This is a genomic window from Spirochaeta dissipatitropha (assembly GCF_054657935.1).
The window spans coordinates 293,328-320,205 of the sequence record NZ_BAAHXT010000004.1 but is presented as its reverse complement, the minus strand read 5'-3'; the positions used below and the strand labels follow the sequence as shown (position 1 = coordinate 320,205).

At 44.8% G+C, this 26,878-nt stretch carries 22 protein-coding genes and 1 riboswitch; of the genes, 9 read left to right on the top strand and 13 right to left on the bottom strand.

What is annotated here, in order from left to right:
* Window positions 1-8: 8 nt before the first annotated feature.
* The 6 genes from ACYQ2L_RS06910 to ACYQ2L_RS06885 form a co-directional block, all read right to left on the bottom strand.
* Window positions 9-1,955, bottom strand: a complete 1,947-nt coding sequence (locus ACYQ2L_RS06910) for a site-specific DNA-methyltransferase (RefSeq protein ID WP_460053190.1) — start codon at window positions 1,953-1,955, stop codon at window positions 9-11.
* 72 nt (window positions 1,956-2,027) lie between these two features.
* Window positions 2,028-3,899: a UvrD-helicase domain-containing protein gene (locus tag ACYQ2L_RS06905; RefSeq protein WP_460053188.1), complete on the bottom strand. Its 1,872-nt coding sequence runs from the start codon at window positions 3,897-3,899 to the stop codon at window positions 2,028-2,030.
* Window positions 3,896-6,130: an ATP-dependent nuclease gene (locus tag ACYQ2L_RS06900; protein WP_460053186.1), complete on the bottom strand. Its 2,235-nt coding sequence runs from the start codon at window positions 6,128-6,130 to the stop codon at window positions 3,896-3,898. The genes ACYQ2L_RS06905 and ACYQ2L_RS06900 overlap by 4 nt, the downstream gene beginning before the upstream one ends.
* A 355-nt stretch (window positions 6,131-6,485) precedes the next feature.
* Window positions 6,486-7,529, bottom strand: a complete 1,044-nt coding sequence (gene xerA, locus ACYQ2L_RS06895; protein WP_460053183.1) for a site-specific tyrosine recombinase/integron integrase — start codon at window positions 7,527-7,529, stop codon at window positions 6,486-6,488.
* A 227-nt stretch (window positions 7,530-7,756) separates the two neighbouring features.
* Window positions 7,757-8,833 carry a mechanosensitive ion channel family protein gene (locus ACYQ2L_RS06890; RefSeq protein WP_460053180.1) on the bottom strand — a complete coding sequence of 359 codons (1,077 nt, stop codon included), beginning with the start codon at window positions 8,831-8,833 and terminating at the stop codon, window positions 7,757-7,759.
* A 58-nt stretch (window positions 8,834-8,891) separates the two neighbouring features.
* The gene (locus ACYQ2L_RS06885; RefSeq protein WP_460053177.1) at window positions 8,892-10,256 is read right to left on the bottom strand and encodes a serine hydrolase domain-containing protein; all 1,365 of its coding nucleotides are present in this window, start codon (window positions 10,254-10,256) and stop codon (window positions 8,892-8,894) included.
* 22 nt (window positions 10,257-10,278) lie between these two features.
* Here ACYQ2L_RS06885 and ACYQ2L_RS06880 point away from each other — a divergent pair, with 22 nt between their 5' ends.
* The gene (locus ACYQ2L_RS06880; RefSeq protein WP_460053173.1) at window positions 10,279-11,478 is read left to right on the top strand and encodes a histidine kinase dimerization/phosphoacceptor domain -containing protein; all 1,200 of its coding nucleotides are present in this window, start codon (window positions 10,279-10,281) and stop codon (window positions 11,476-11,478) included.
* Window positions 11,479-11,487: 9 nt separating this feature from the next.
* On the opposite strand, the gene ACYQ2L_RS06875 is transcribed toward ACYQ2L_RS06880, so the two are convergent.
* Genes ACYQ2L_RS06875 through ACYQ2L_RS06860 form a run of 4 tightly spaced genes read right to left on the bottom strand, consistent with a single transcriptional unit; the run spans window position 11,488 to window position 15,505 of the window.
* Window positions 11,488-12,003, bottom strand: coding sequence for a response regulator (locus ACYQ2L_RS06875; RefSeq protein ID WP_460053171.1), 516 nt, complete (start codon window positions 12,001-12,003; stop codon window positions 11,488-11,490).
* A gap of 36 nt (window positions 12,004-12,039) precedes the next feature.
* Entirely contained in the window at window positions 12,040-13,071 is a 1,032-nt protein-coding gene (gene asnA / locus ACYQ2L_RS06870; protein WP_460053167.1) for an aspartate--ammonia ligase, read from the bottom strand.
* Between the two features lie 23 nt (window positions 13,072-13,094).
* Window positions 13,095-13,655 (bottom strand): hypothetical protein, encoded by a 561-nt coding sequence (locus ACYQ2L_RS06865; protein WP_460053164.1) that lies wholly within the window; start codon window positions 13,653-13,655, stop codon window positions 13,095-13,097.
* A 38-nt stretch (window positions 13,656-13,693) separates the two neighbouring features.
* Window positions 13,694-15,505: a hypothetical protein gene (locus ACYQ2L_RS06860; RefSeq protein ID WP_460053160.1), complete on the bottom strand. Its 1,812-nt coding sequence runs from the start codon at window positions 15,503-15,505 to the stop codon at window positions 13,694-13,696.
* An 87-nt stretch (window positions 15,506-15,592) separates the two neighbouring features.
* On the opposite strand from ACYQ2L_RS06860, the gene ACYQ2L_RS06855 reads away from it, so the two are divergent.
* The 5 genes from ACYQ2L_RS06855 to ribH all read left to right on the top strand — a co-directional run bounded on the left by ACYQ2L_RS06855 (window position 15,593) and on the right by ribH (window position 20,321).
* Window positions 15,593-16,930 carry a uracil-xanthine permease family protein gene (locus tag ACYQ2L_RS06855; RefSeq protein WP_460053157.1) on the top strand — a complete coding sequence of 446 codons (1,338 nt, stop codon included), beginning with the start codon at window positions 15,593-15,595 and terminating at the stop codon, window positions 16,928-16,930.
* Window positions 16,931-16,983: 53 nt separating this feature from the next.
* Window positions 16,984-17,123, top strand: a riboswitch (FMN riboswitch).
* Between the two features lie 124 nt (window positions 17,124-17,247).
* On the top strand, window positions 17,248-18,501 hold the full coding sequence (gene ribD / locus ACYQ2L_RS06850) for a bifunctional diaminohydroxyphosphoribosylaminopyrimidine deaminase/5-amino-6-(5-phosphoribosylamino)uracil reductase RibD (RefSeq protein ID WP_460053153.1): 1,254 nt from the start codon (window positions 17,248-17,250) through the stop codon (window positions 18,499-18,501).
* A complete protein-coding gene (locus ACYQ2L_RS06845; protein WP_460053149.1) occupies window positions 18,486-19,145 on the top strand; it encodes a riboflavin synthase in 660 nt (219 codons plus the stop codon). Before ribD ends, ACYQ2L_RS06845 begins: the two co-directional genes overlap by 16 nt.
* 4 nt (window positions 19,146-19,149) lie before the next feature.
* Window positions 19,150-19,851, top strand: a complete 702-nt coding sequence (gene ribB, locus ACYQ2L_RS06840; protein ID WP_460053144.1) for a 3,4-dihydroxy-2-butanone-4-phosphate synthase — start codon at window positions 19,150-19,152, stop codon at window positions 19,849-19,851.
* The gene (gene ribH, locus ACYQ2L_RS06835) at window positions 19,839-20,321 is read left to right on the top strand and encodes a 6,7-dimethyl-8-ribityllumazine synthase (RefSeq protein WP_460053142.1); all 483 of its coding nucleotides are present in this window, start codon (window positions 19,839-19,841) and stop codon (window positions 20,319-20,321) included. Before ribB ends, ribH begins: the two co-directional genes overlap by 13 nt.
* A gap of 65 nt (window positions 20,322-20,386) precedes the next feature.
* On the opposite strand, the gene ACYQ2L_RS06830 is transcribed toward ribH, so the two are convergent.
* The gene (locus ACYQ2L_RS06830) at window positions 20,387-21,895 is read right to left on the bottom strand and encodes a putative bifunctional diguanylate cyclase/phosphodiesterase (protein WP_460053139.1); all 1,509 of its coding nucleotides are present in this window, start codon (window positions 21,893-21,895) and stop codon (window positions 20,387-20,389) included.
* A 58-nt stretch (window positions 21,896-21,953) separates the two neighbouring features.
* Between ACYQ2L_RS06830 and ACYQ2L_RS06825 the strand changes: the two genes are divergently transcribed.
* Window positions 21,954-22,721 (top strand): biotin--[acetyl-CoA-carboxylase] ligase, encoded by a 768-nt coding sequence (locus tag ACYQ2L_RS06825; protein WP_460053135.1) that lies wholly within the window; start codon window positions 21,954-21,956, stop codon window positions 22,719-22,721.
* Here the strand turns inward: ACYQ2L_RS06825 and ACYQ2L_RS06820 are convergent.
* Window positions 22,709-23,962 carry an iron-containing alcohol dehydrogenase gene (locus tag ACYQ2L_RS06820; protein ID WP_460053132.1) on the bottom strand — a complete coding sequence of 418 codons (1,254 nt, stop codon included), beginning with the start codon at window positions 23,960-23,962 and terminating at the stop codon, window positions 22,709-22,711. The two genes, ACYQ2L_RS06825 and ACYQ2L_RS06820, sit on opposite strands and share 13 nt — an antisense overlap.
* An 87-nt stretch (window positions 23,963-24,049) precedes the next feature.
* On the opposite strand from ACYQ2L_RS06820, the gene ACYQ2L_RS06815 reads away from it, so the two are divergent.
* Both ACYQ2L_RS06815 and ACYQ2L_RS06810 read left to right on the top strand, forming a co-directional pair.
* Entirely contained in the window at window positions 24,050-25,462 is a 1,413-nt protein-coding gene (locus ACYQ2L_RS06815; RefSeq protein ID WP_460053130.1) for an HD-GYP domain-containing protein, read from the top strand.
* Window positions 25,463-25,506: 44 nt separating this feature from the next.
* The gene (locus ACYQ2L_RS06810; RefSeq protein WP_460053126.1) at window positions 25,507-26,058 is read left to right on the top strand and encodes a cyclic nucleotide-binding domain-containing protein; all 552 of its coding nucleotides are present in this window, start codon (window positions 25,507-25,509) and stop codon (window positions 26,056-26,058) included.
* A gap of 56 nt (window positions 26,059-26,114) precedes the next feature.
* Here ACYQ2L_RS06810 and trhA read toward each other — a convergent pair whose 3' ends face one another.
* A complete protein-coding gene (trhA, locus tag ACYQ2L_RS06805; protein WP_460053124.1) occupies window positions 26,115-26,792 on the bottom strand; it encodes a PAQR family membrane homeostasis protein TrhA in 678 nt (225 codons plus the stop codon).
* Between the last annotated feature and the right edge of the window lie 86 nt (window positions 26,793-26,878).

Sequence of the window (26,878 nt, the reverse complement as noted above, 5' to 3'; positions counted from 1 at the left end):
ACAATTTCCTATATCGTTTTAAATTCAATGCCTGCGTCTTTCATTTGCAGCACCGTATTGGTTTTTAGCTGGTCGTTGCTTTTGAACAATTTGTCCAGAGCAATGACTTTATTAGGTTTTGAAGCAATTACTAATTCGATGATTTTTTGATTGGCTTTTTCAAGCATCAGGACCATTTCATTTTCGTTAATACTAAAGAACCCATCTTTCTTTTCGATTTTACTATTCAGGTCTTTTCCGCTTTTTAGTAGGAGTTCATACGCCATATTTTCGATGGTGGCTGTTTCTGAAACTGGGTCTATAAACAATTTCATTTGTTCGGCTAATGCTTTTGCATCTTTACCTGTAATTTGCTGCCATTGTTTGAAGTTGCTATTTTCTAATTTTAAAACTTTAAATCCTAAATCTTGTATCTTTAATTGTTCTATTCGGGTTTGAAGATTTTCGATTTCTGTTTTGGTTTCTTCTGTAGGTAGTTCGCCCTGCAATTTTTTGATTTTAGCTTCTATATTTTTAATTTCAGTCTTTATTTCTTCTTGTAGTTTCTTGCCTGCTCTGCGAATTCGTTCTTTTGAAATTTCTGCTATTGTTTTATATCCTGCTTTGTAGGCCTCACTTTTTTCTTCGCATAATTCGGCGAGCTGAACACAAATATATTCTCGATTACCCCCATCTTCCGTATTTAACTCCATTACTGCTTCTGCTGTAGATCCTGATCCAGAAAAGAAGTCCAGTATAATTTCATCATTCGCACCCATTTGCATAAGTCTTTTAACCAGGGCAACTGATTTTGGTGTTTCAAAAACGGCTATTCCATCAAATAATTCTTTAATCTTATTCTTTGCAGTTTCAGTTGTTCCAACATCGGCAGCAAATAAAATCGTTTCTGGCGTCAAGCCCCGTTCTTTAGCATCTAAGTAAGTTTTAACTCTCGGAACGCCATTCCCATCTTTACCAAACCAAATACGATTATCTTTAATAGCCTCATTCATTACTTCTTGAGTATATAACCAACATCTACCACTTTCTAGTTTATGTACTTTCCCATTTGGAGCTGTGAGATCATAAAATTGAGATGATGTACCATGACCTGCCTGAGCTGTTGCAGGATCAGATTTCCATAAACCTCTATAGTCATTATCTGGATTTTTATAATTGGATAATGCTTTATCCGTCATCGGAGTTTGATTAATTGGTCGAACTCCTTCAACCTGAAATTTTGAGTAGCAAAGTAAGTAATCATGTCTAACTGAAACGACTTTCCTATTTTCACGATTTGTTCTTTTCTCCCATAAGAATGATGCAATGAAATTCTCCTCTCCAAAAATCTCATTCATCAAAAGACGCAGATTGTGCACTTCGTTATCATCAATAGAAATAAATATTACACCATCTTGGCGTAGCAGGTTTTTAGCTAAATACAATCTTGGCATCATCATGTTGAGCCAATTACTGTGATATTGTCCGTTTTCCTTACTGTTTTTGCGGAACATTCCATCTTTGGTTAAATAACCTTCTTCGTCTTTGTCCCCGACTCGTTTTTCATAGTCAGCTTTGCTTTCAGAGAACTTGTCGGGATAAATAAAGGAATCATTCCCGGTGTTGTAAGGCGGGTCAATATAAATCATTTTCACCTTGCCGAAGTAGCTTTTTTGCAGTACTTTCAGCACTTCAAGGTTTTCGCCTTCAATGAAGATATTTTGTGTTTCATTAAAATTTATACTTTCTTCTTTTGCTGGTATTAATGTTTTAGTTGTAGGGGTTTGCAGTACTTTGAAAGCGTCACTTTTTCCTGCCCAGTTTAATATATAGCGTTCATTAGAGAAATTTATATTTTCACCAAGAGTGGCTTTGAGTTTTTCCCAGTCTACTTTTCCTTCGCTGAATGCTTCGGGTAGTATCTTGCGTAAGGCGTTAATTTTTTCTTGTTCGGGGGTTAGGCTTGTTCCGTTCATAATTTCTCTTCCTTATTCTTTAGTTTCCGTCATATATTCCCTGGTAAGTGATTTTACAGAAATTTCTCTTAGTCAATTTAACAGAATAATCTCTTTTTCATTAAACCAGTTGTTAGAGATAGCAAAATTATTAACTGCTCTTGGATCCTTCGTATAAGCAACAATTGCTAAACTTTCTTCTGCCCGGCTACAACCGACATAAAAAAGCCTGCGTGTCCTATCAAGAGTAGTCTCTTTGCCATCAGCAATATTTTTGGTATCAGCTGCTGACAATTCTTTTGCTCCCAGTAGTTTTTCATAACTAAACAAAAATCCACGAGCTTCTTCATCATCAAGCACAATCATTACTCTGGGGAATTCCAATCCTTTTACCCCTTGATGTGTGCCAAAAGAAGATTTATCACTAATATATTCAGAGTATCGCTCCAGCTGATGGAATGGCGTTTTCAATACTTGTTCCCAAGCCTCTATCGTTTTATTGGTTATGTCGTCTTCATCTTCAACTTCAATATCTTTCCTGCTAATTATAATAGATAATATATCCGGGATCTTGAATAAATCATTTTCAGAAATATTTTTAATTACATCAAAAAGAGTTGGATCTTTATCAAAATTGGCTCCCCATAATTTGATAAATTTTTTTACCGCTTCATCTGCTTCTCTAATGTTTTCAACTTGGTTTTTTGAGCTTCTTAATCGCTCCTTATCCATTAAAGGGGAGAATTCCTTTATGATATTCGCAACTTCGAATTCATTCTTCTCACGCATCATATAGTATAAAGGCAATACTTGATTCTTTAGGAAAGGAATACCTGGCATTGTTCCATCAAGAAGACCTGTTGAATCACTACTGGCATTGTATAAAGGTTCAAAGAATTCAAAAAAACCACCCCTTTTTGCAGCCATATGATGTTCCAATGTCAAGCTTTTTACATGTTCTCGAATGTTACTCCAATTTTCATCGCCTGTAATTGTGCTCATTTTTGTTCCAACTGTATCCTCGATATCTTTTTTAATAATATATTTGTTTGTATCAACAATAAACATACGAACATAACCATCATATTTTTTATAGGGTTCCTGCATTTGAGTATCTACATCAGCACGGATTTTATTAATTAAGGTTACTATTCTTGGAGGGCATCTATAATTTATTATTTTCGCTGGGGTTTCCCAATCTTTTGGTATATTTACATCAAGATCTATTTTCCCGTCAGTGTAGATGCGTTGCATTGTATCGCCAAACAAACCTAAGGTAAAACTTGAACCTTGTTTTAATTGAACTTCAAAAAAAGATTCAATTAACTCCTTTTTTGTGTCTTGACTTTCATCAATTAACAATATCGGATATTTCCTAACAAGTATCATCTGCATTAGGTTCTTATTAATTAGGAATTCAGAAGTAATTTTTAAAATTTCAGAATGGTTTAGTGAATCATGCGAATTGTTAGAACCATTTGGATTATATGTGAATTTTCTAATTAAATCTAATCGGTCTAATCTATTCTGTTTAGATTTTATTTTGGCTATTCTATCAATTGAGGCTTTTGTCCCAGAACGCCCCTTTGATTCTTGCTCTTCAATCTCACTAATCTCATTTTTAAGATTGGTCCTTAACCATTCCCTTATATCTATTTGATACGGCTTAATTAATTCCCATGAAAAACTATGGATAGTCGAGACAACAAAAGCCGGATCATATTCTAAACGTCTTTTGATTTCTTCACTAGCAGCATTTGTGTATGTTATAATCGCAACTTTTTGGCCATTAATCTGTAATAAATTTCTGTTTTCACTTTTAAACTTTTTCAAAACTTGTACTAAAGATCTTGTTTTTCCGGAACCTGCACCAGCAAACAGAAAGAAGCTTTTAGGATTTTCAAGATCCAGACATGAATAGATAATTTTCTCTTCTTTATTTAAAGCATCCAACGGGATAATCATTTAGACTTCTCCTCTGCTTCACTATTCAGTATATAGTCGTAATCTTTGTTTCGCAGTATATTCTCCAACCAAATAATACCCTCTTCAATATATTTGGGTGAATTTATTGAGTCTTTTTCAAGATATAATAATTCCAGTGCCATTTCAGCCTTTTTGCCTTTTTCCAAAGCATCAAACATTTTTGTAGAAGCTTTTATTGCATCATCTTCGGTTAATGCCAAATGCATTTTTTTCATTAATCCAGTTGAGCTTTCCAAGTTTTCAAATAGTGTTAAATTACTAAATACCAAAGCATCTTCAAAAGTGTATGGAAAAACCTCTTCATCCTTTTTGTCTTTGTAATCTATATTTATAGGACATTGATAGGCTATTCGTAACAATTGATTATCTGATATTTTTTTTGCTTCAGAAAGCTCATATAGCTTAACTATATTATTTTCTTTAGGAATCCAATCTTTTAGCGTAGTATTTCCTGATCGGTAAGTAACATCTCGTTTTGGTTGTATTTTACTTGTTGTACTTTCATTTATAGAATCAATATCGGTTATAATCAAAGTAATTAATCCCAAATCTTCAATGAGAGGTTTTAGTCTATGCGCATGACTACCGCCAATTTCTAATATAGTTATATAACGAGAATTCAGAAATTCATGTTTGCTTATGAAGTGAGGTATCAGCATCCGTTCTGCAGGGCCCTCTACTAAAATAACAGCGTCAGCAAAAAATAGATCACAATGAGTTGTTTTCAAATATCTCTTAGCAAATTTAGAGGTTGTAGTTTCTTCACCAAAAGTTTTTGATAAATTAACAACTGTACTACTAGGGACATCAAATTTCTCAGTTGCAGACTTTCTTCTAAAATATCGCAAACAAGAAAAATCAGTTTCGTGGGCAATATGGCTAGAGTGTGTGCTAACTATTAGCTGTGTGGAAAGCTTATCAGAATTTCTTAGATTATCATGATTACGTAAGACTTTATAAGCTTTTCTTATAAAAACTTGCTGCACTTGTGCATGAAGATGTGCTTCCGGTTCTTCAATTAAAACAATATGAAGTGGTTCGGTGATTTTTTCTTCTATTTCTGATTTTTTAGAAGCTTTACCAATTTTCATCCAATCATCACGGAATCTTATGAGTTTAAAAACCATAGAAATTAAATTCTGATAGCCCAAACCATTAAATTTTTCTGGCAAAGAAATTGGCTCTAGTCCACCATTTTTTTCTAAAACATTGAATTGTACTGCTGATTCATGATTTAGTCCATCAAGCATTTTTAATTCACTAGACAAAGTAATGTGTGGATCACTAAAACCAGGGTAGCCTAAACCTTCAAGTTCAGTTATCGCTACGGAAAAACTGCTCTTCAATTTATCATCAAAGACTTCTCGAGCACTCTCTAATGCTGTTAATGCTTCAAGATCCTCAGGCGTTGGTAATTCTGTCGGATTAAGGTGTTTATCATAATATGCCCTTAATTGAGATGATAGTGTTGATACAACACCACCAGAATATTCAGTAGTATTAGCATCAGTAAAACCTCGTTGTGCATTAATAATATCTATTTTAAACAAATCAAAAAACGGATCTCCACCTATAGACATGGCTGTATCTGATAAAATCTGAGGTTTAGCTACACCATCTTCAGGATTTATACATAATTTTGGATCAAGCAAATATGCATTTATCGCAAAATACTGACTTAGTTTTTTTTCAATAAAATTAGATAATGAATTTGGCCAAAGTCTTAGATTCTTTTTTGTACTCTCTTTTGTTTCCGTGGCTGCACTATATGATTGGATAAAATCTTTATATAGATTTTCAATATTTTTAGGCTCTAATATTAAACGTACACCTAATTCTCCGGCTTCCCATGAAAGGGTAGGAATAAGATGACTTACATAATGAATTTCTGTTGGCTTAACATTTATCCAAACATCCACAGTTGGTAGATAAGGATACCATTGATTTACTTCAAAATTTAATTCTTCCTCCTCTTTAGCTTGAATCCAATTTTGACCGATTTTGTTTATATTTTTCCAATGGGACAGAGTAAAATCTGTTGTAGATATATCTGTTCTTCTTTCTTTTTTCAAAAAAAGAATTAGTGCATCTATTGCAGAGGTTTTTCCACTGTTATTTGCTCCAACAAAAACAGTTTCTTTTGATCCTAGTTCAATACGACAGGATTTAAGTTTTCTAAAGTTTTGAATTTCAAAATATGCTATCTTCATTTCAACCTCTTTTTCTTAGCCCGGCATGGACGCCGGGCTTCTTGGGGCGCGGGGATTTTAAGATCTTCCGCTATTCCATTCTATCTTCTTCTTTCTGTCTTGGCGCGGTATTGCCGATAACTCCGCCATACCCGCAGAATTACGTGTATAATTACCTTGTACACTTTCATATTGCGTGTAATGTTTTGCAGTCAGCTGAAAAACGAATGTGTACATGGGTCTTTGGCGCTGCTCTTTACATTGGCTTAGCATAATGTGTTCCCTGTAAGATTACAAATTATCCGATCGAAAAAATCAAACGTATTATAAGTTTCAGCAATTTCCTTTCATTAAACGCATATATCACAGTGCCCCTTCACATTTCCAGCTCATCAAAGGGGCTGCGAATATTGCTTATGGTTGCTGAGGAGACATGGGTGTAGATTTCGGTTGTTTTGCTGCTGCTGTGACCAAGCAGTTCCTGGATAATCCGTAGGTCTGTTCCTTTTTCCAGTAAATGGGTTGCATAACTGTGACGCAGGGTGTGGACTGTTGCTTTTTTCTGGATTCCTGCCCGCTTGCAGGCAGCATGGAATACCGCTTGAATGCTGCGAACGGTATACTTCCCTCCCTTCTGACCTTCAAACAGCCATGTTTTTGGTTGATATTCACTCAGGTATTGTTGCAGCAACAGAAGGAACCGTGGAGATAGCGATACCATTCTGTCCTTCTTTCCTTTTGATTGACTAATGCGAATCATATTCCGATCTGTATCCAGTTCGGATATTTTCAGATTAACCGCTTCGCTGACCCGTAATCCACCGGAATAGATCAGACTGATTACCGTTTTGTGTTTCGTGTTAGCAATGTTTCGCAATATTCCGGCAACTTCCTGTTCAGAGAGTATGCTGGGCAATCTTTTTTCTCGTCGAGGTCTCAGTGAGACATCCGGCATGCTGCTTTTACATACTGTTTGTACGTAGAACTTGACGGCATTGACTGCCAGTTGCTGATACGCGCTGCTGAATCGTTCATTTGCTGCAATAGAGTCAAAGTAAGCAAGAATCTGATCGGTTGTCGGAGTCCCTTCGGTTTCTGTAAATATTAGAAATTGCCGGATATGAAACAAATAACTTTTTATGGTGTTCGGACTGTATCGTTTCCGACGCAGATGCCTCAAACATTCCTCTACATGCGGACTATTATCTTTCTTTTTGTCTTTTGATTTACTCCTGGCTTTTTCTCCGGATTCAGGGAATTGTACATGAGCTATGGAATTAAAATGTTCGGATAATCCGTTACGGGTTATATTTTCTTGAGGAACAGTCCATTGCCTTGTATCAGGCAGATACTGCCTGCCAGGTAGCTTTCGAACAGCCGCTACAAGTTCTTCACTGTAGGAAAAAGATATTACATACAATCCGTTGTTGTCGGAGACCTGTAAGACTGGTCTGGTTTTACTTGCAGTAATGATTCACCTCCTCCCCTTGGCTGGAAGGATAATTCAAAACCACTGGTGTATCAAATTTTCATTACACAACTTTCTTTCAGCCCTCCCCCTCACACCTGCCGGGTCGATTCCGGGAGAGCCGGAAGTTTTGCTTCCGGCGCGCGCCCCGTTGACGGCCTACTATTGATAGTCACGAATCAGTTTATATCTTTATTATGACTTTGCGGGTTCATATCTACGCGGGTCCGCGGGAGGTATTCGGGGTGTTCCTGCTGCAGGTAGGAGATGAGTTCTTCGCGAATGAGTACGCGCAGGTCCCAGGTGCGGGGTGAGTTGGAGGCGCTGATCAGGGAGCGCAGGATCATGGTGGTGGGGGTGCTGTCTACGACCTGGATTACGTCGACCTGTCCGTCCCAGAGTTCAGTGCCGGCGAGGATTTCGCTTTGTTTGCGGCGCAGGAGGTCGACGGGGGTGCGGTAGTCGACGTGCAGGGTGACGGAGCCGAGGATGTCGGAGCTGGTGCGGGTCCAGTTCTGGAATGGTTGATCCACGAAGTAGTTTATGGGCACGACGAGGCGGCGTTTGTCCCAGATTCGGACTACAACGTAGGTCAGGGTTATTTCTTCTATCCAACCCCACTCGTTTTCTATTACTACGGCATCATCGAGGCGGATTGGCTGGGTTATGGCGATCATAATTCCGGCGACGACGTTGCCGAGGCTTTTCTGGGCGGCGACACCGAGTATGAGTCCGGCGATCCCGGCGGATGCGAGCAGGGAGCTGCCGATCTGCTGGACTCCGTCGAAGGTCATGAGGGCGGTGGATACGGCAATGAGGATAATCAGGGCGATTATGATGCGTTCGAATACCTTGACCTGGGTGGTGACTTTGCGGGCCGAGAGGTTGTCGGGGACGTTGGTGTTGAATCGACGGAGCATGAGGTAGCTGCCGGCATGCACGAGTACGGCGGCCAGAATTGCGGTCAGGAGTATCATGAGCAGGCTGAGCACGTGGCGGATGAGTTCGAGTATTTCAGGCTCGAGGTTGAACAGGGACAGCGAGAACCAGATTACGGCACTGAGCAGGAGACGGCGGCTTGGGGGGCCGCTGCGGCGCAGGAAGATGCGCATGGTGTCGCGTTCCCGGCGGTCTGCCTGGCGCTTGAGCAGGTGGAAAACCAGGGCGTGGATGAGCCAGCAGACTACGAGCAGTGCGGTGAGAATGAGAACGGCAGAGAGATAGAGAATTCCCTGTATTGTGCTAATAAGGTTCATGCAGTGAATTCTACACGCTGTGAGCCCGGTCTGCAAGCCGGGCGGTACCGGTGGCAGATTATGGGCCAGATTGTCTGCGGTCGTGGCGTCGGGCGGCGGCCTTCATCAGAATCAGTAGGAGGAGATAAATTGCCAGGAAGGAGATGATCCAGCCGGGGCTGCTGAGGCGTTTCATGAGACCGAGGCTGTCAAGCCAGCCGGTTTCCTGCTGCTGCCAGGCGGATGCTATGTTGGCGGCAAGATCGGGGTTGCCGGATGAGAGAATGATTATTCCTGCCCCGCTCTGCGGACGGATGCGGACGCTTGTGCTTATGCCTGGCCAGTTATTACCGTCATGGCCGATTACGGGGTCACGGCTGGTGAATGGCCGGTACTGCATGACGCCGAGGCCGTAGCCGTTCAGACCGGCTATTTTTACCTGATTTCTGAACATTTCTCTGCGGAGTTCGGAGCCAATGAGCTGATCGAGGGCGGCGCCTGGCTGCAGGGACGCCAGAAATGCGGTGAGGTCATCTGTTCCTGCATAGAGTGAAGATGCCGAAGCTGCGGCGAAGGTTCGGTGCGGATGTATGCTGCCATCGGGGGCAAAATGGAGCGCGAGCGGCGGGACGGGCTGCCTGGATTCGAGTTCTGCAAGTTCAGCATGTCCTACGGATTCTGTGGAATCGTTGTTCTCATACCTGAAACGGGCATTGTGCATTCCCAGGGGCTGCAGTATTTCACGGCGCATGTAGGAATCGAAGTCTTCCCCGCTTAGTGTCTCTATTATAAGTTCAAGCAGGGCATAACCTCCGCCGGAATACTGCCAGTTGCTGCCGGGTCTACGTCCAATTTCTATGACAGCCGAGGAACCCTCTTTGGCGTCATCTGCGTGGATGAGTGATTCCCGAAGGCTCTGTGTGTTTTCGTCTGTAAAACCAAGGTAGCCGAGATTGTCAGTCAGTCCGGCTGTGTGACTCAGGAGCATGCGGAGGCTTATGTCATCCGGGCTGTAGTGTTCCGGTTCCAGTGAGCGCGGCAGGAATTGTGGTGGAATGAGATGCAGGACGGGGCCGTCGAGATCAATTTCCCCGTTGGCTTGCTGATTCGTTTGTTGGTCAGTTTGTTGGTCGGCGACAAGTTTCAGAGCTCCGATTGCTGTAAGCCATTTGCTGATAGAGGCTGTCTGGAACAGGGTCTGGCCGTCTATAATTTCTACTGGCTCTGTTTGAAGCGTTGATTCAGGAGCGCGGGAGAAATGTAGTTCGCTGTCTGGCCGCCAGTCCTGTACAATGACCATGGCCAGATTCCCCTCATGATGCTCGAGTTCCGGCTCGGACACGGGTATGCGGGCTGCTGTTATTATAAACAGTGTTATCGAGGCGATAAGCAGCAGGATCGCTGAGCAGAATTTTTTACAGATGTTCTGAAAACGCTTGTTCATTGATTTCCTTGACCCGTGATTCATGATGGTAGACAATAGCAATATGTATAGCATCTCCGAGGAAAAAACCAGGATCGTTCAGAACCTTTTCCGGTTTCTGCTCGTTGCTGGCGCTATTGCCTATGTACCGAGTATGATTGCCGCTGTTTATCAGCGCCTGTACATGATCGCTTTTGTCGATACTGCTATATACGTCGTCATTTTCGTCGCTTATTTTAATAAAAAAATGTCTGCTGAACACAAGATACTGCTGCTGGTGGTTAGCAGTTATCTTGTTGGTCTGACTGTCCTACTGGCAACCGGACCGGATGGTGCTGGCTATATCTGGTTTATTTCTGCAATTGTGCTTTCCGCCCTCTTCAGCCGGCGTCGAATGGTCACCGCAATACTTCTGTTATCCACAATCAGTATGCTGTTGTATGCGCTGGCTATACATTTTGCACTGCTTGATCATGGCTATAATTCTCTGTCGGTTTTGATAATAGCATCAAACCTGCTGTTGATTTCTCTGGTTCTGGTCTATCTGATTGTACATATGCTTGAAAGTATAAGCGGAGCGCTCAGGATTCAGAGTCAGCTTGCTGAGGAGCTTAAATCCCGATTGGTCGAAAGCCAGGGAATTCAGGCTGTGCTTTCAGATGCTCTGGAAAAACAGAGTGACCTGCTTCAGGAACTACATCATCGTGTACAGAATAATCTACAGCTAATGAGCAGTCTGGTACACCTGCAGATTGAACAGGAAAATTTTTCCGTACAGGATATTCTGCAGCAGCTCCATGCTGTTACTGCTGTCAACGATATATTTCTGGAAAACCCCGAGTCATCCAGTGTGGACTTAGAGCGATTGATCAGATCCGTTATTTTTTACAGTATCCAGAACAGCAGCAGCTTTTCCTGTGCGCTGGTCGGAAATACAGGTGGGCTGAAGGCGAATACCCAGGATGCCTGTGTTATTGCAGTTGGACTGTCCATGATGCTGAAGGAATTCAGTGGCTTCTGCAGCCGTTGTAATGCGAAGATACTCGCAGCGGATCGCAGTATTATTATATTTGCTGACAGTCGTCATGTTTCAGAGACAGATGATCTCAAGTCGGCATTGCAGAGAGCTGTCAACAATCTGCTTGAGAATACGGTTATACAGACATTCTTCACTACAGTGGAGATCATTCCTTGTGAAAGTCAGAACGGGATTCTACTGCATGTCGATCGATATACCGAGTAATTCTTCCCGTCAGGCTTCCAGTTGGGCAATTCGCTTGCGCGCTTCAAGCAGTTCAGCTTCGGCTTTCTCAGCCCGCTGTTTCTGCTGCTCGACTTCAACATGCAGATTTCCCAGAAAAAGCTGTAGATGACGGTTTCGTAGCTGCGCGCCTACCCGTAACTGAAGTTCCTCACCCCAATAGGGTTTGGTAATATAATCTGATCCTTTGGCGTTGAAAGCTTGACGCAGGGTTTCCTTGTCAGTCTTTGCAGTCAGAAAAATAATTGGCACATCCACATAGGCCGCACGAGAACGGATTTTCTCGGTAAGGGTAATGCCATCCATGGCGGGCATCATAATGTCCATGAGTATAATATCGAAGGTTGTGTCCTCTATCATGCTCAAGGCATCAGCCGGTGAATCAGTCTGATAAATATCAAGTTTCCAGCTGGAGAAAAAAGCGGCAGCAATTTCGGAATTCTGACGGTCATCGTCTACAATAAGCATTGTAGCCGGCAGTTCTTTGGGATCAACGTTATTATACATGCTGGCTCCTTTCTGTGAGTACCTGTCAGGAAAAGTCTACATCAGTTTGAGGCCAATTTCCAGCGATTTCCGCTTAAATTCTTCCGGCCAGACCGATGCCTGGACTTCACCTATGTGAATCTTGCGCAAAAGAAACATACAGAGCCTGGACTGGCCAATTCCACCACCGAGTGTCTGAGGAAATTCATTATTCAGCAGTCGTCTGTGCCAGTAAAGATCCTTGCGTGATTCGGTTCCGGTTAATACAAGCTGACGCATGAGGGTCTCCTGATCTACACGGATGCCCATTGAGGAGAGTTCGAGTGCGGTTTCGCGCACTGGATCCCAGACTACTATGTCCCCGTTCAGTCCCTTGCGTCCGACAGCACATTCAGTGGTCCAGTCATCATAGTCCGGTGCGCGGGAACCATGAGGTACACCATCTGCAAGTTCAGCTCCGATTCCGATTACGAAGATAGCACCGTATTCTTTCGCAAGCTCATGTTCACGCTGTTCGGGACTGAGTTCAGGATAACGTTTCTGTGCGTCTTCAGCATGTATAAAAGTTATTTCAGGAGGAAGACAGGGGACGATTTCCGGATACTGCTCATGAATGACGAATTCGGTTCGTGTAATAGTATGGTAAATTCGTCTGACGGTGTGCTTCAGCTTCTCCAGGTTCCGCTGACTGGGGTCGATTACCATTTCCCAGTCCCATTGATCAACGTAGATCGAATGTGTTGCATCTACAATATCGTCCGGCCGGATTGCATTCATGTCGGTGTAGATTCCTGTTCCGCATGAATAACCGTAATCTGCCAGGGCCATCCGCTTCCATTTGGCCAGTGACTGAACAATTTCAACCTGGCTGTTTTCCAGGGCTGCAACCGGAAAACTCACCGGGCGCTCTACCCCGTTCAGGTCATCATTAATGCCTGATCCGACTGGCACGAACAATGGAGATGTCACGCGGAACAGCCGCAATTCGGCAGATAGACTGCGCTCAAAATAATCCTTGATCAGTTTAATTGCTCTCTCTGTCTGCTGTACATCCAGAATCGATTTGTAGTCTGCTGGTAAGGTGTTCATATAAAATGATTATAGCAGAGTTTTCAGCCCAGGGGAAGAATCCTGACAATTCTGAGAAAGACAGCATAGGGAGAATCGGTTTCACTTTTGTTCCGAAGTCTTTGTATCAGCTGTGGATCATTCACGAGCTCGAGAACCAATCGGCTTCCCTTATATTGAGCGTCAGGAGCAGCCATTGCCGTATAGCTATATGCTGTGGCTACAGCGATACCCTGCAGTTCGAGATTTCTGCGTGTCTGAGTATCCGAAAGAATAATCATAATGTAATCATCTGAAATTACTACCGGACTCAGCATGGCTATATTCGGACTGCCGTCTTCATTGACAGTTGCGATACTGGCAGATGGTATACTGCTGCCGAGCGAACCTTGCAGTTGCGTTTTTGTCAGTGTAGAATCCGGAAAATAGTGAACCATAGATGCTGCACTGATTGAATCTGTTCCTGCACTGATTGATTCCTGATAATTTCTTACATCATTGTTCAGGATGGATTGATTCTCACCGCTAAAAGTTAACAGATAAACTAGAATACTCAAAACAAGCAATGCTGGCGGAATCATATACAACAATAATCTTCTACTCATATTTTTCTCCAGAAAAAAAAAGCTCAATTCAATAGTAATTAATTCAGCTGTGGATATCCACTTCCGCCGAGTGCTGCCGCGGCAGCATGTATGCCCTTCCAGTCCAGGCAACGGCTATTCACGATATCCTCTTCATCAGAGGGTTGGAGTGAGCGCAGATACTGTTCGTTTGCGCTGAAATAATCAGTGAAATACTTGATTGTGTCTTCGTTCAGCTCGATTCGGTGATAGTTTACCAGGCTCCGGGCCAGTGCATGGAGTATCTCTGACTGTTTGCTTCGAAGCTCACGAACGAGAGACAGTCCCCATCCGATTTTTGTTGCAGAAGTCAGCCCCTGTTCGAGCTGTGACAAATCAGGCGCATTACTGCGTTCCAGGGCTGAGGCTATACTCCATCGGTAAATAGGAATGGTTCCCTCCAGAATCTGCATAAGGGCATATCCGGATTGAACCAGTTCATCTGCTTCATAATTACCTTCATCAAGAACTTCCAGAACCGGTGCCACACGCCTGGCAAGCTCTCTCTGCTGTTTGCGATCCAGGGTAATTTCGCTGCTTACCAGGGAAATACCTGCCCTGTCCCGCCGCCGTAGCCGCTGTCCCTCTCTAAGGATAACCGGCCCGCGTCCTGTCCCGAGTTTTTTTTCGAGTTGTTTTCTGGCTTCCGTATATCGTGTCTGGGCCCTGTTCATGTCTTCTTCGGCTTTGCTGAGATGCCTGTCGGCACGTTCAAGTTCACGAAGTCTGTTCATGGTTTTCCGCAGGAAGGCAATATCTTTGGCACTGTTTTTTTTCCGCATCGAAGGTTTCAATTCCTTCAGGGACTCTTCAATTTCATTCAACCAGACCTGCGGACTGTGAATTGCATGTACCGCCGCTGCGAAGCGTTTCATGCTGCGCCGACTCCTGAGATGTTCACCGAGATCCCAGAGTCTGGCGTTCCGCCTATTGACGGCTGCTCTGACAGCCCTGCGGCTGCGTTCGAGTTGTTCACCACGTTCACTGATTATACGTGCTCCATGGTATTTAAGCGTAATTCTCGGAAATTTCCGACCAGCCAGAAGTTCAAATACAAGGGTTGCGATCTCAATGGTATCGCTCAGGGTAAGAATAGATGGATCACTGTATTCCAGTGCACGTTGACCGCGGAACAGAAAGCCTTCGGTCCTCGGTTGACCGTCGCGTTTGCTGACGACCTTTCCGTTCATCCTGTCATACAGAATTCGGGACAGCTCGGGACTGGCTTCTGCTACTGTAGCACATGCCGTCCTGAGTTCCGGGAGTACAGACTCTGCTGTTTCCTGACAGAGAATTTTTAATCCCTGCCGTCTGTAGATTTCTACATTCCGGGCGGACTTTCCGAGCTTTTTGCTGCCGGTCAAGAGCTCTACCGCATGCTCAACCGCTTCAGGTCCCGCGTCAGGATTATTCAGTATATAGCGGGATGTTATCGCCGGGCGGTATTCTGGTTCATAAAAACTGATCATGCTATTGCGGCAGGCTGCAACCATATCTGGAAGACTGCTCATTGAACTCTGTAATGCGGATTCAGCCTTAAGGAGATCGCGGCCCCGGGTGAGATTATATACAAACCGGGTAGCAACCGAAACAATACCTGTTACCAGGGTATAGCCGCCAAAATAAAAGAAAAGATTTTCCGGTGGGCGGTGACCAAAACCTAGAATATAGCCTGCCTGTAATGCGAGATATGTCACCGGACCTGCAGTCCAGGCGAGCTGAACGAATGTGCGGCCCCATTGCTCCTGCCGGGAAGCATGACTGACACGATGAATAAAGCGGTTACTGAGCTGTCTATAGTTGCCTGGAAGCCGGAAATAGTTCTTTTGCATACTACAATAAGGTACATGCTTCTGGAGGCACTTGACAACCGTCGTGCTTTGGGCAAATTTAGGAAAAATCCCTCAGGAGAAGTATTTATGTCACATCAAGCTCGTTACGATGTTGAAGACAGGCCCCCTTTACAGGTGTGGATCCCCTTGAGCTTTCAGCATGTCTTTGCCATGTTCGGCGCGACCGTATTGGTTCCGCTGCTTACCGGTCTGGACCCTGCAATTGCTCTGTTCACCTCAGGCTTTGGTACCCTGCTCTACATTCTGGTTACCAAAGCACAGGTTCCGGCATACCTTGGCTCCAGCTTTGCGTTCATTCCCCCAATTGTTGCAGTAGCTGCCAGTTTCGGTATTGAGTATGCACTCGGTGCAGGTTTCTTCGTTGGTTTATTCTACATACTGATTGCTGGAATAATCCGGGCATTTGGCCGCACGTGGCTGGATCGACTGCTTCCACCGGTTGTTATTGGTTCCATTATCATGGTAATCGGCCTCAGTCTGGCACCTGTTGCTATGAACATGTCCATGTACCCCTTTGCTGATCCTGCTAACGGTTATCAGTGGCACTACTTCCTGGTTGCAGCCGTCACACTTGGAATCGGTGTCCTCTGCAGTATCTTTCTGAAAGGCTTTTTCACAGTCGTTCCTGTATTGATTGCAATTGTCGGTGGATACGTTTTCGCACTGATATTCGGTCTGTTTCTTCCTGAACTGGCCTTGATTGATCTCAGCTCAGTCGGAGAAGCCGCCTGGTTCGGCCTGCCGACTTTTACCGCTCCAAAGTTTGCACTTATTCCGACCATCACCTTCCTGCTGGTTTCTCTGGCAACAATTGCAGAGCACCTTGGGGATACCCTTGTAATGGGAACTGTTGCAGGCCGTGACTTCTACAAGAATCCAGGTGTCCACAGAACCCTGATCGGTGATGGTATTGCAACCTCTTTTGCATCACTATTCGGCGGTCCTCCGAACACCACCTATGGTGAGAACATTGGAGTTATGGCTATTACCCGAGTTTATTCTGTTCCTGTTATCGCCGGAGCTGCTGGTATTGCTGTTTTTCTCAGCTTTTTCAGCAAGTTCGGAGCGCTCATACAGACAATTCCAAGTCCAGTCATGGGTGGCATCAGCGCGATGCTCTTCGGAATAATTGCATCTGCCGGTATCCGGACGGTTGTAGAAAGCGGTGTGGATTATGCTCACAAGCGCAATCTGGTACTGACATCAATTATTCTGGTAATTGGTATCGGCGGCGGCAAGCTGCTTTTCCCTCTGCCATTCCTCGAAGGCGTTACTTTTGATCTCTCAGGTGTTGCTCTGGCTACCCTCGTGGGAATTATTGTAAACCTTCTGCTTCCACGGGATCAGATTGATCCAGAGGACGAAGATGAGCATATATTGACTGAAGAGCAGCGTCGTCTTTAGTTAATTTTTTATCGATAACGCTTGACACATATTGCAGAAAGCAGTATTATTTACATGATTTTCAGGGCAGGGTGAGCTTCGTGTTACGAGGCAATTCCTGACCGGCGGTTATAGCCCGCGACTCCCTTCTCCAGGGGACTGAACTGGTGGAACTCCAGTGCCGACGGTATAGTCCGGATGAAAGAAAATCGCACGCGTCGTGCATATCCATCCTAGCCCTAGCCCTGATATCTGCCATGCCCTTGGTGGATTATCAGGGTTTTTTTGAGGCTTTGATTGTAGCGCCCTGGGAACAGCACGACCCAGGAGGTCCAGTTATGGACACCATGTTTATGGAGCAGGCTCTTCGGCTGGCTGAAAACGGCCGGGGGCATGTATCACCCAACCCGCTGGTGGGGGCAGTAATTGTCCGAGACGGCGAAATTATCGGCAGTGGATACCATGCAGAGTACGGCGGCCCTCATGCCGAAGCGAATGCTATCGAGAATACACTCGCTAATGGTCACAGTTTAGAGGGAGCAGTTCTGTACTGTAGCCTTGAACCCTGCTCTTTCTGTTCACCGCACAAGCATAATCCACCATGCACACGCAGTATAATCGAACAGGGATTCTCACGGGTAGTAATTGCTATTGCAGATCCAAACCCGCTTGTCAGCGGAAATGGTATTACTGCTCTCCGTGATGCTGGTATCGAGACAATTGTCGGGGTATTGGCGGAGGAAGCACTCAATCAGAATGAAGCCTATATCCTCTCCATGCGGCTTCAGCGTCCGTATCTCCATCTGAAGTGGGCGCAGACCCTGGATGGTTTCATATCCACTGAAAGCGGTGATTCAAAATGGATCAGTTCCCGTGAAGCTCGTGAAGAGGTTCATCGTATCCGCAAATCTTGTGATGCAGTACTTATAGGCAGCGGAACGGCCGAGGCTGATAATCCTCAGCTTACAATCCGCCTTGGCGGAGCAGCAAGCAGGGCAAGTGCCGGATTACATGAACTACATACAGACAACGAAAATGTTAAACAACCGCTCCGTGTAATTCTTGACAGCAATGCAGATCTGAGGATCGACAGTCGACTGGTCAAGGATGCTCATCGCATACCGACCAGAGTTTACTGCAGCACAGATGCCGACGAAACCCGCTGTCGGAACCTCGAGAAAAACGTCGTCACCGTACGACGTATTGAAACAGATTCCAGTACAGGACTGTCTCTCGAAAAGATAATGGATGATTTGTATGCAGACGGTATTCACAGCATACTCGTAGAGGGCGGTGCCTTGATTCACAGTGCTTTCCTTTCCGCAGGGCTTTATGACAGATTGACTGTTTTCACAGAACCAATTCTCCTGGGAAGTGGCAGACGGCCAAGCAGCGGTATTCCAGCAGCCAGAACCATTGCCAGCGCACTCAGAATGACGGACCAACACTACCAGGCTTACGGTACTACAATGTCGGTTTCATCATTGAATCCCGAGTCCGCTGCGCATCTACGGAAAATACTCATCAATACTGCTTCATCAGGCGGAGAAAAATGTGAGGCACTTATGGAGGCAGCATGTTCACAGGCTTAGTACAGGAACTTGGTGAAATCCGTTCAGTGAGTTTTGAAGGTGAATCTGCCCGAATGAGACTCAGCTGCAGCAGTATTCTTCCTGAACTGGAACCTGGTGCCTCGGTGGCCGTAAACGGTGTCTGTCAGACCGTCACGATTCTACACAGCGACGGCTTCGAGTTTGATACATTGGCAGAGACTCTGAAAAAGACCACCCTTGGCAACTTGAGAAGCGGAGATAAGGTTAACCTTGAGTGTAGTCTGACTCCCTCAACTCCAATGGGAGGTCACTTTGTACAGGGTCACGTAAACGGTACAGCCCGGATACAGGATCTCGAAATGCGCGGAAGGAATGTATACCTCCGCCTGGCTATGGATAAAAACCTGCTTCGCCACTGCATTCCCGAAGGCTCAATAGCCGTGGACGGCATCAGCCTGACTATTGCAGAACTTCAGGAAGACGGACTGAGTATTAATATAATACCGCATACCATGCAGCACAGCAGCCTGAAAAACAAGCGCCCTGGGGATGCTGTGAATATCGAGACGGATATGCTTATCCGGGCGGTTGACCGGCTGCTTGGCTTTGGTACTGCTCATGAAAAAGGAACTGCAATAAGCGAATCAAGGCTGCAGGAACTCGGCTTTCACCTAAAAGGATAAAAAAATGAATAGTAATACAAATACAGACCGGAAACATAATGAAGCGCTAATACAGAGGATCGAACAGGCGCTCGCAGTTCTGCGTAGCGGAGGAATCATTCTGGTTACAGATGACTTTGACCGGGAAAACGAGGGCGACTTTATCTCTCTTGCCTCGGAAACAGGTGCGGATACGGTAAACTTTATGATTACAGAGGGACGCGGACTTGTCTGCCAGGCGATAACAGCAGAACGTGCTGAAGAACTGGACCTTCCACTGATGGTACAGAAGAATAACGCAGTTCATGAGACAAACTTCACCGTCAGCATTGATTACCTCCACGGAACCACCACCGGGATCAGCTGTGCGGACAGAGCAGCTACTATTCAGGCCATGTGCAGCCCGGATACAAAACCGGAAGATTTCGGACGGCCTGGTCATATGTTTCCGCTCATTGCACATCCGGGAGGGCTTTCAGCCCGCAGAGGACACACCGAAGCGGCAGTATGTCTGGCAGAACTGACCGGTGCATACCCCTCAGGAATTATCTGCGAGGTGCTGAACCCCGACGGTAGTATGGCACGTGGCCCTGAACTTCAGGAAATAGCCGATGAACATGGCATGCCATTTCTCAGCATAGAAGAAATTACTCAATATCTGGAAATCTCTGCAGGACTTGAAAAATCCGCAGAACACAATGCACAGGAGGCATTATGCAAACGATAGAAATAGCCGGAAAACTTACGGCACAGGGTCTGAAAACAGCAATTGTAGCTGGAAGATTCAACAGTCTTATAACAGAACAGCTTGTCAGTGGCGCACTTGACTGTTTGATCCGTCATGGTGCTGTTGACAGCGATCAAACTGTAGTAAGGGTGCCAGGGGCATTCGAGATTCCCCTTATTGCCCGCGATCTTGCCGCCAGCAAGCGCTATGATGCGGTAATCTGCCTTGGAGCTGTAATCCGGGGTTCCACACCTCATTTTGATTTTGTTGCCAATGAAGCTGCCAAGGGTATTGCTCAGGCAAGTATGGAGACCGGTGTTCCGGTAATCTTTGGTGTTATAACCACCAACGACATTGAACAGGCCCTGGAACGTGCCGGAACAAAAGCCGGAAACAAGGGCTGGGATGCTGCCATGACGGCTATAGAGATGGCTGAATTGAAAAAAGCCATCGCGCAGGCTCATAGCTGAGACTGTTTACCCACAGGATGGAATGATCTCCGGGATTCCCCGGACTGCTGAGCCTGGGTGTTGACTCAGAAGCTCAGCAGCATTTCATTCTGGTTAAGTCGTTCGACTGTTTCTGCAAATATTGAGGGTGCAAACGGTCTGCCCAGAAAATAACCCTGAAAACATCTAATTCCGATTTTAAACAACTGACGGAATTCATACTCGGTTTCCACCCCTTCAGCTACAATAACCCAGCCCATTCTTTTTGCAAGATCACATACGCTGCTTATTATGGCATGATCTTTTTCATGATCCGCCAGGCGCGAAATGAATGAACGGTCAATCTTGATTTCATGCAGAGGAAAGCGACTCAGATAACTCAGCGATGAAAAACCTGTACCGAAATCATCCAGGGAAATCCTGACGCCGATTTCACATAAGCGCTCCATAAGATTCCTGGCTGTGTTAGGGTTGTCAAATATACTGGTCTCGGTAATCTCACAGATTATATCAGAGCCCTTCAAACCCCGGTTTATTATCATATTCTCGATTACTTCATAAATATCATTATTGGAAAGCTGTCTGGCAGAGATATTCACAGCAAGTGGAATTGATGCCGCAGCATGAGTCCCCCACTCGCCTTTCTGTCTTTCTACTTCATAGAGCACCCATTTTCCCATTGGCTCAATCAATCCTGTTTCTTCAGCCAGCGGTATAAATCGATCTGGAGGAACTTCTCCTTTCTCGGGGTGATGCCAGCGCATAAGAACTTCAGCTTCAATGGACGAGACAACGGCATGCCGCTCATTAATCTCGCTGACATAGTATTTGGGTTGATATACCAGTGAAAACTGTTTACCGATGTTCTCGAGTGCATGTGCCTCAATTGCGCGAATAATACTGTGCTGAAGATCAGCTTTGGCAATAACCTGTTCAAGCAACTGCTCATGAAACACCAGAGATGAAATACGCTGTTCAAATGCCGCGCCAAGTGCTACGTCGGCATGACGCAACAGGGTTGAACGGTTGACTCCGTGATCAGGGTAGAATGAGATACCGGTAGTTCCATCGAGGTTGACCTTGATGTTGGAAAAGAAAAAGGGCTCGCGTAGTTGGTTGTAGACCATGTTAAGCTTTTTCTGAAAATGCTGATGATCCTCAATACGCAGCATAAATACGAATTCTGAATCACGGGTATGAAAAACCTGGTCTTCGTCTTCCAGAAGCTGAAGAAAGCGACTTCCAAGCTCATAAAGTATCCATTCAGAGACACTAGGCTGTGCAGTGCGCTGCAGGGTTTCGATTGTTTTATCGAGCTGTAGAATAAAAATGGCGAGCTTATGCTCATCTCTTGAAGAATTATACATGTCCAGAGCTGCCTTCATCTCGGTTTTAAGTCGGTAATGAGTAGGCAAACCGGTTTTTTCATGCAGGGACAGTATACGCTCGAGCTCATGCCGGCGGTGCGTCGTACGTTCAAGCTGATGCTCAAGTTCAATCTTCTGCATGCGGACACTGTCAAGTTCGGTTTTCAGACTATCGATCTGCAGCTGTTGTCGAGTTATAAGTATATCAGGGCTGTTCGATTCATTCACATTTAGATTGTACTAGCTAAACTCGATTTAATCAAAATATACGTGTATACTTTTTGCAATGATTGTAAAAAATCCCTGGAATGCACCGGTTTTTCACTATTCCGAGTTAAGCTCGACTATGGATATTGCCAGGTCTATGGTTAAAAAAGGTACTCCTCACGGCACAGCCCTGCTCTGCGATTATCAAAGCAGAGGAAGAGGGAGAGGACCGGGACGTACATGGCATACAAAACCAGGTGATGCAATGCTGGCAACCATAATTCTGGATTCCGCAAAAATCCCGGAAAAACCGGCTGCATCCCTTTATTCTGCTCATATCTGCTCTCGGGTATTAAATAGATACCTGACCAACCTGAAAGTTCAGCCGGGTCTCAACATAGAGATCAAATGGCCGAATGATCTTATGCTGAAAGGGCGAAAATTAGGCGGAATCCTGTGTGAAATGGTAGGCAGTCAATGGCTGCTCTGCGGCATTGGAATAAATATTTCTTCTGTTCCGGATATTGCAAACACTGACAATCTGCAGGAAGAATTAAGACGACCCGCGACATGCCTGGCAGATGCTGGTGTGTCTGTCTCCGCGGGAACTCTTCTTCAGGATATTCTGCTTTCCTTCTTCAAAGGGGAGACCGAAGATTCAGACAGCATTATCAGCAGAATTAACTCAATGCTGTTCTGTCGAGGCTGCAGCGCTGAAGCCGTTTTCCCGGATAAAACGAGGGAAAAAGGTGTTTTTGCCGGAATTGACAGAAACGGTGCAGCGCTGCTCGAAACAGAAAGCGGAATTAAAACAATTTCAAATGCAGACCTGAGCTATGTATCCTGATTAATAAGAATTTCTATAAAATCATCATACTCAAGATTTACAGGATTGTTTTTTACTGATGCTGCATCGGCAATGCGCTGGTAATCAGAAGAAACAAGCCCGTATTCCGAGAGTCGAGGCAGTGCAAAATCATTTTTCCAGTGCTGTATGTATTCCAGCAGGAAATCAAGATTCTGCTGGATATTATTATCCCCTTCTCTGCTATGCTCGCGGCAACAAGCGTATACAGTCCCCTCAGCCGCTTTTTCAAGAATACAGCCTACTTCAGCGTATTTTTTCAGGGCGATCTCATAGTTATCAGGATTTTTCTGCATGAGCTGAATATTTTTTTCCAGACAGGGATACAGCAGCCTGCCGCACACAAGCCCGTGAGGAATATCGCAGAATCCGCCGATTACGCCAGCCAGCCCATGAACTACTCCAAGTCCGCTGTTAGCAAGACAGACGCCCGAAAGGTAAGATGCGTACAGCATTGACTGCCGTGCTTCTATGTTGTCGGGTTCCCCTCCTGCGCAGATCGGTAAGGAAGCAGCCGCATGTTCAAGACCGGATCTTGCCAGAGCGTCATTAATTGCGCTTGCCTTTATCGATGTATATGCCTCAAACAGCTGGGTAAAAGCATCCAGGCCGCAGGCTGCAGTTATGGGCAGTGGACAGGAAAGACTGAGCTCGGCATCAAGTATTGCTACATCGGGAATATACCTTTGGTGCCGCAGAGATTTCTTGAAACCATTATGACCGACCTGGCTGATTACCGCATTCATAGTGGCCTCACTGCCAGTCCCGGCAGTAGTAGGAACCGCAATCAAGGGCAGTCTCTGTCCTGATGGTTTCTTGCTGCCGACTCCTTCCAGATAGTCTATAACTGAACCTTCTGAACAAAGCATGGCCGCAAGGGCTTTCCCGGCATCAAGCACACTACCCCCACCTATAGCCAGCACAAGATCAATTCCGGTATCCCGGTAGTCTTCAACAGCGCCATCAATCAACTCGACCGAGGGTTCACAGGTTATTTCCTGCTCGACAATCTCAATATGGGCATCAGTCAGGATATCTATAACTTTTCTCCAGTGCCGGCTTTTACGCAATGAATCACCACCTCTGACGATGAGAATACGGCGGCAGGGCACAGATCCGGGGAAAATACTGCTGATTACCGTCAGGAGTTTTGCGATGGTTCCTGGACCACTGTACACTACAGGGTTCATGTTAAAAGAGAATGAGACTGTACTTGTTGACATGAACATATCCTAAGCCGAGTTTCGAAATCTGTACAGTATGGCGTTCAGAATATTGACTTTTCATTCTGAATGCACGAGAAATAAACTGTGGATGAACAAAATATCAAACAAAGCGACTCCGTACCTCTCGTAGAGATTGTGCGTCATGATCCGCGGAGTCTTCAGTACATGTCCTCACGAGGATTTGTTGTCATTGCCTGCAGAAAAGGCAGTGACAAGGAACGAAGGATTCCTATCCGTTCGTTACTGCTGAACAATCCCAAGTTTTTCCAGGCTAAGTCAGGATATGAGTATTTTGTTGATCCGGACACAGCCGCAGAGATATACAAAATGTACCCTAAAACCCAGTCAGATAGCAGGATTTCTATAGACAAGGGTTCTAACTTAAAAGAAGAGAGACCCATCAAGCGCATCCAGAATTTTGGTTCTGATTATGAAGAAATTATTGAGCTTCAGCCTGTAGAACGCATTAACCGGCTGAGAGAACACCGGGATCGCCTCGCTTCACTCATGGTGAATCCTGCTGCTGATCCCGAAACAGCCAATGGATTTCTGGTGGATGCAACCGCGCAGGCAGCAATGATCAACAAGGCCACTATCCAGGAAGCTCTGAGAATGGGAAATTCCGAGGCTAAACGGCACTCCAGACTCCTGGTAACGGCTACAGAAGAGATGATGGATGCAACACAAGCCCTGCTGGATAGTGATCTGTACAAGGAAGATCTTATTAACCAGATGATCCAGCAGTCAAAAGGCACAGTGGTGCAGCATATGACCAGGGTGTTTCTGATGGGCTTCTCATTTCTGATCTACTATAACCGTGAATATTCCAGAACCAGTCTTGCCAATAGAATACGAGCCCGATTCGGAACAAGATACCGCCATTATTATACCCAGCTTTTACCCCATATTAATCCGGATGAAATCACGCTTGAACGTGTTTTTCACGGTGGCATGAGAAGTCTCAGCTCTGACGAAATACGGAAATTTGCTATGGGTTATCTGATTCATGACATAGGAAAACTCGAGGACATTGAATATCACGAGGGTGAAGAAGGTTATGATCGAGAAAAGGTCGTCCGTCATGTCAAGCTTGGATACAAAGCCGTCATGGAAAAAACGATCTATCCCACTGAAGCAGCCCTGATTACCGGATATCATCATGAATACTATGGAGATCCCGGAGGATACGGCTATTTCCGTGAACTGCTGGCCAAGTACAAGGAAATGAGGCCTGACGCTCAGATACAGAACATTATGTCCTATGAAATGGAACCTCTGATCGATTATGAAGTTCTGGCGTTCTTTCCTGCAAAGATGCTGGAAATAATCGATGTATATGATTCCCTTACCGATCCGAACAGACTATATAGATCTCCCTTAAGCGCCAGGGAAACCCTTAAGGTTCTCAGGGAAGAATTTGTAGAGAATAAATTGAAGGTGGATCCAATACTGCTTGATCTGTTCGAGCAGTTCATGATTGAACGTGGTATTATATAAATTACTGTTTGACTTTGAACCCTTACAGGACAATAATCTTTAGCATGAAGCTTATAAATGACACCAAAGAGAAAAGCAGGATAATTGGAAACCTGAATTCTATCTTTCTGTTCCGATACCTGAATGACCAGGCACTGCAGACCCTTGGCGAATTCATCGAGGTCTTCCAGACAGAACCTGGTGAAACTATTGTTGAAGAAGGCACTAAAAGCCCGTATATGTACATTGTACTGGATGGAAACGTAAATGTTTTTGCCGGAGAGGAAGACAAGGAGGTGTATCTCTGTTGTCTTGGCCAGGGGGAAGTCTTTGGCGAAGCAGGTGTGTTTCTGAAAATGCGCCGCACGGCATCTGTCCGCTCCGCAGATGAAGCACTAATTCTACGTCTGCACCGAGATCAGTTTGTATTGTTCGTACGAAAAATGCCCCGTGCAGCCAATACAGTTCTTCTTATCATGGTCCACAGCCTTCTGAGAAAATTACGTGATACCAATCAGGAATTAGCCTTCGAAAGAAAACTGGATTCAGGACAGGATGACATTGACTCAATGATTGCCGGGTTTCTGAATAATGAAGATGAGTTAGCCGAGAGTTAACAGCAGCAGCCTGGAGTGTAATATCCGCATCTGCTCCAGGCTGTTGAAATTCCGGATCACAGAAGATGCAGATAAATCCCGATAAAAAAACAGGCACTGCCACCGACAACAAAAAGATGCCAGATAGCATGGTAATACGGTATCTTTTTGGCTGCATAAACCAGTGTTCCTGAGGTATAGGTTAAGCCACCGGCGATCGCCCAGTACAGAAAATCCTGTGGTATTGCGTTTTTTACACTTTCCCATATCAGAACAATCATCCAACCCATGGCAACGTAGAATATTACATGCAGTGCACCGTATTTACCCCAGAATGCCAGTGTGAACAATATTCCGATAAAAGTCAGAATCCAGACTGCAGCAAGTACGGTATGCGAGGCTCTGGTTCCAATAGAGAGCATGACGGGTGTATAGGTTCCGGCAATCAGAAAATAGATTGTGGCATGGTCCAGGATTCGCATGACACGCTTCACGATTGGTCCCTGCACCAGATGATACATGCTGCTGGAAAAATACAGGAATAGCATCGTAAGGCCGAATATAATTCCACCTGTTGTCATTGCATGATTTCCCTGAGGAATCGTTTTGATGATAATTGCTGCGAGGGCGATCAGACTCAGGCAAGCGCCAAACAGATGGGTTAATCCATTTGCAAGCTCCGAGCTGCTGTCTTCGTAATGATGGAGGGTTATATGCTCCATAAACCAGTTTCTGAAATTCTCTCTCCTACTCATGTGCTCATAATAATCACAGAAATGTTTTGGTCAAGAACGAAAGAAAAAATAATACGGATTGCGTATTAAAAATGAAAGCCCGGCTG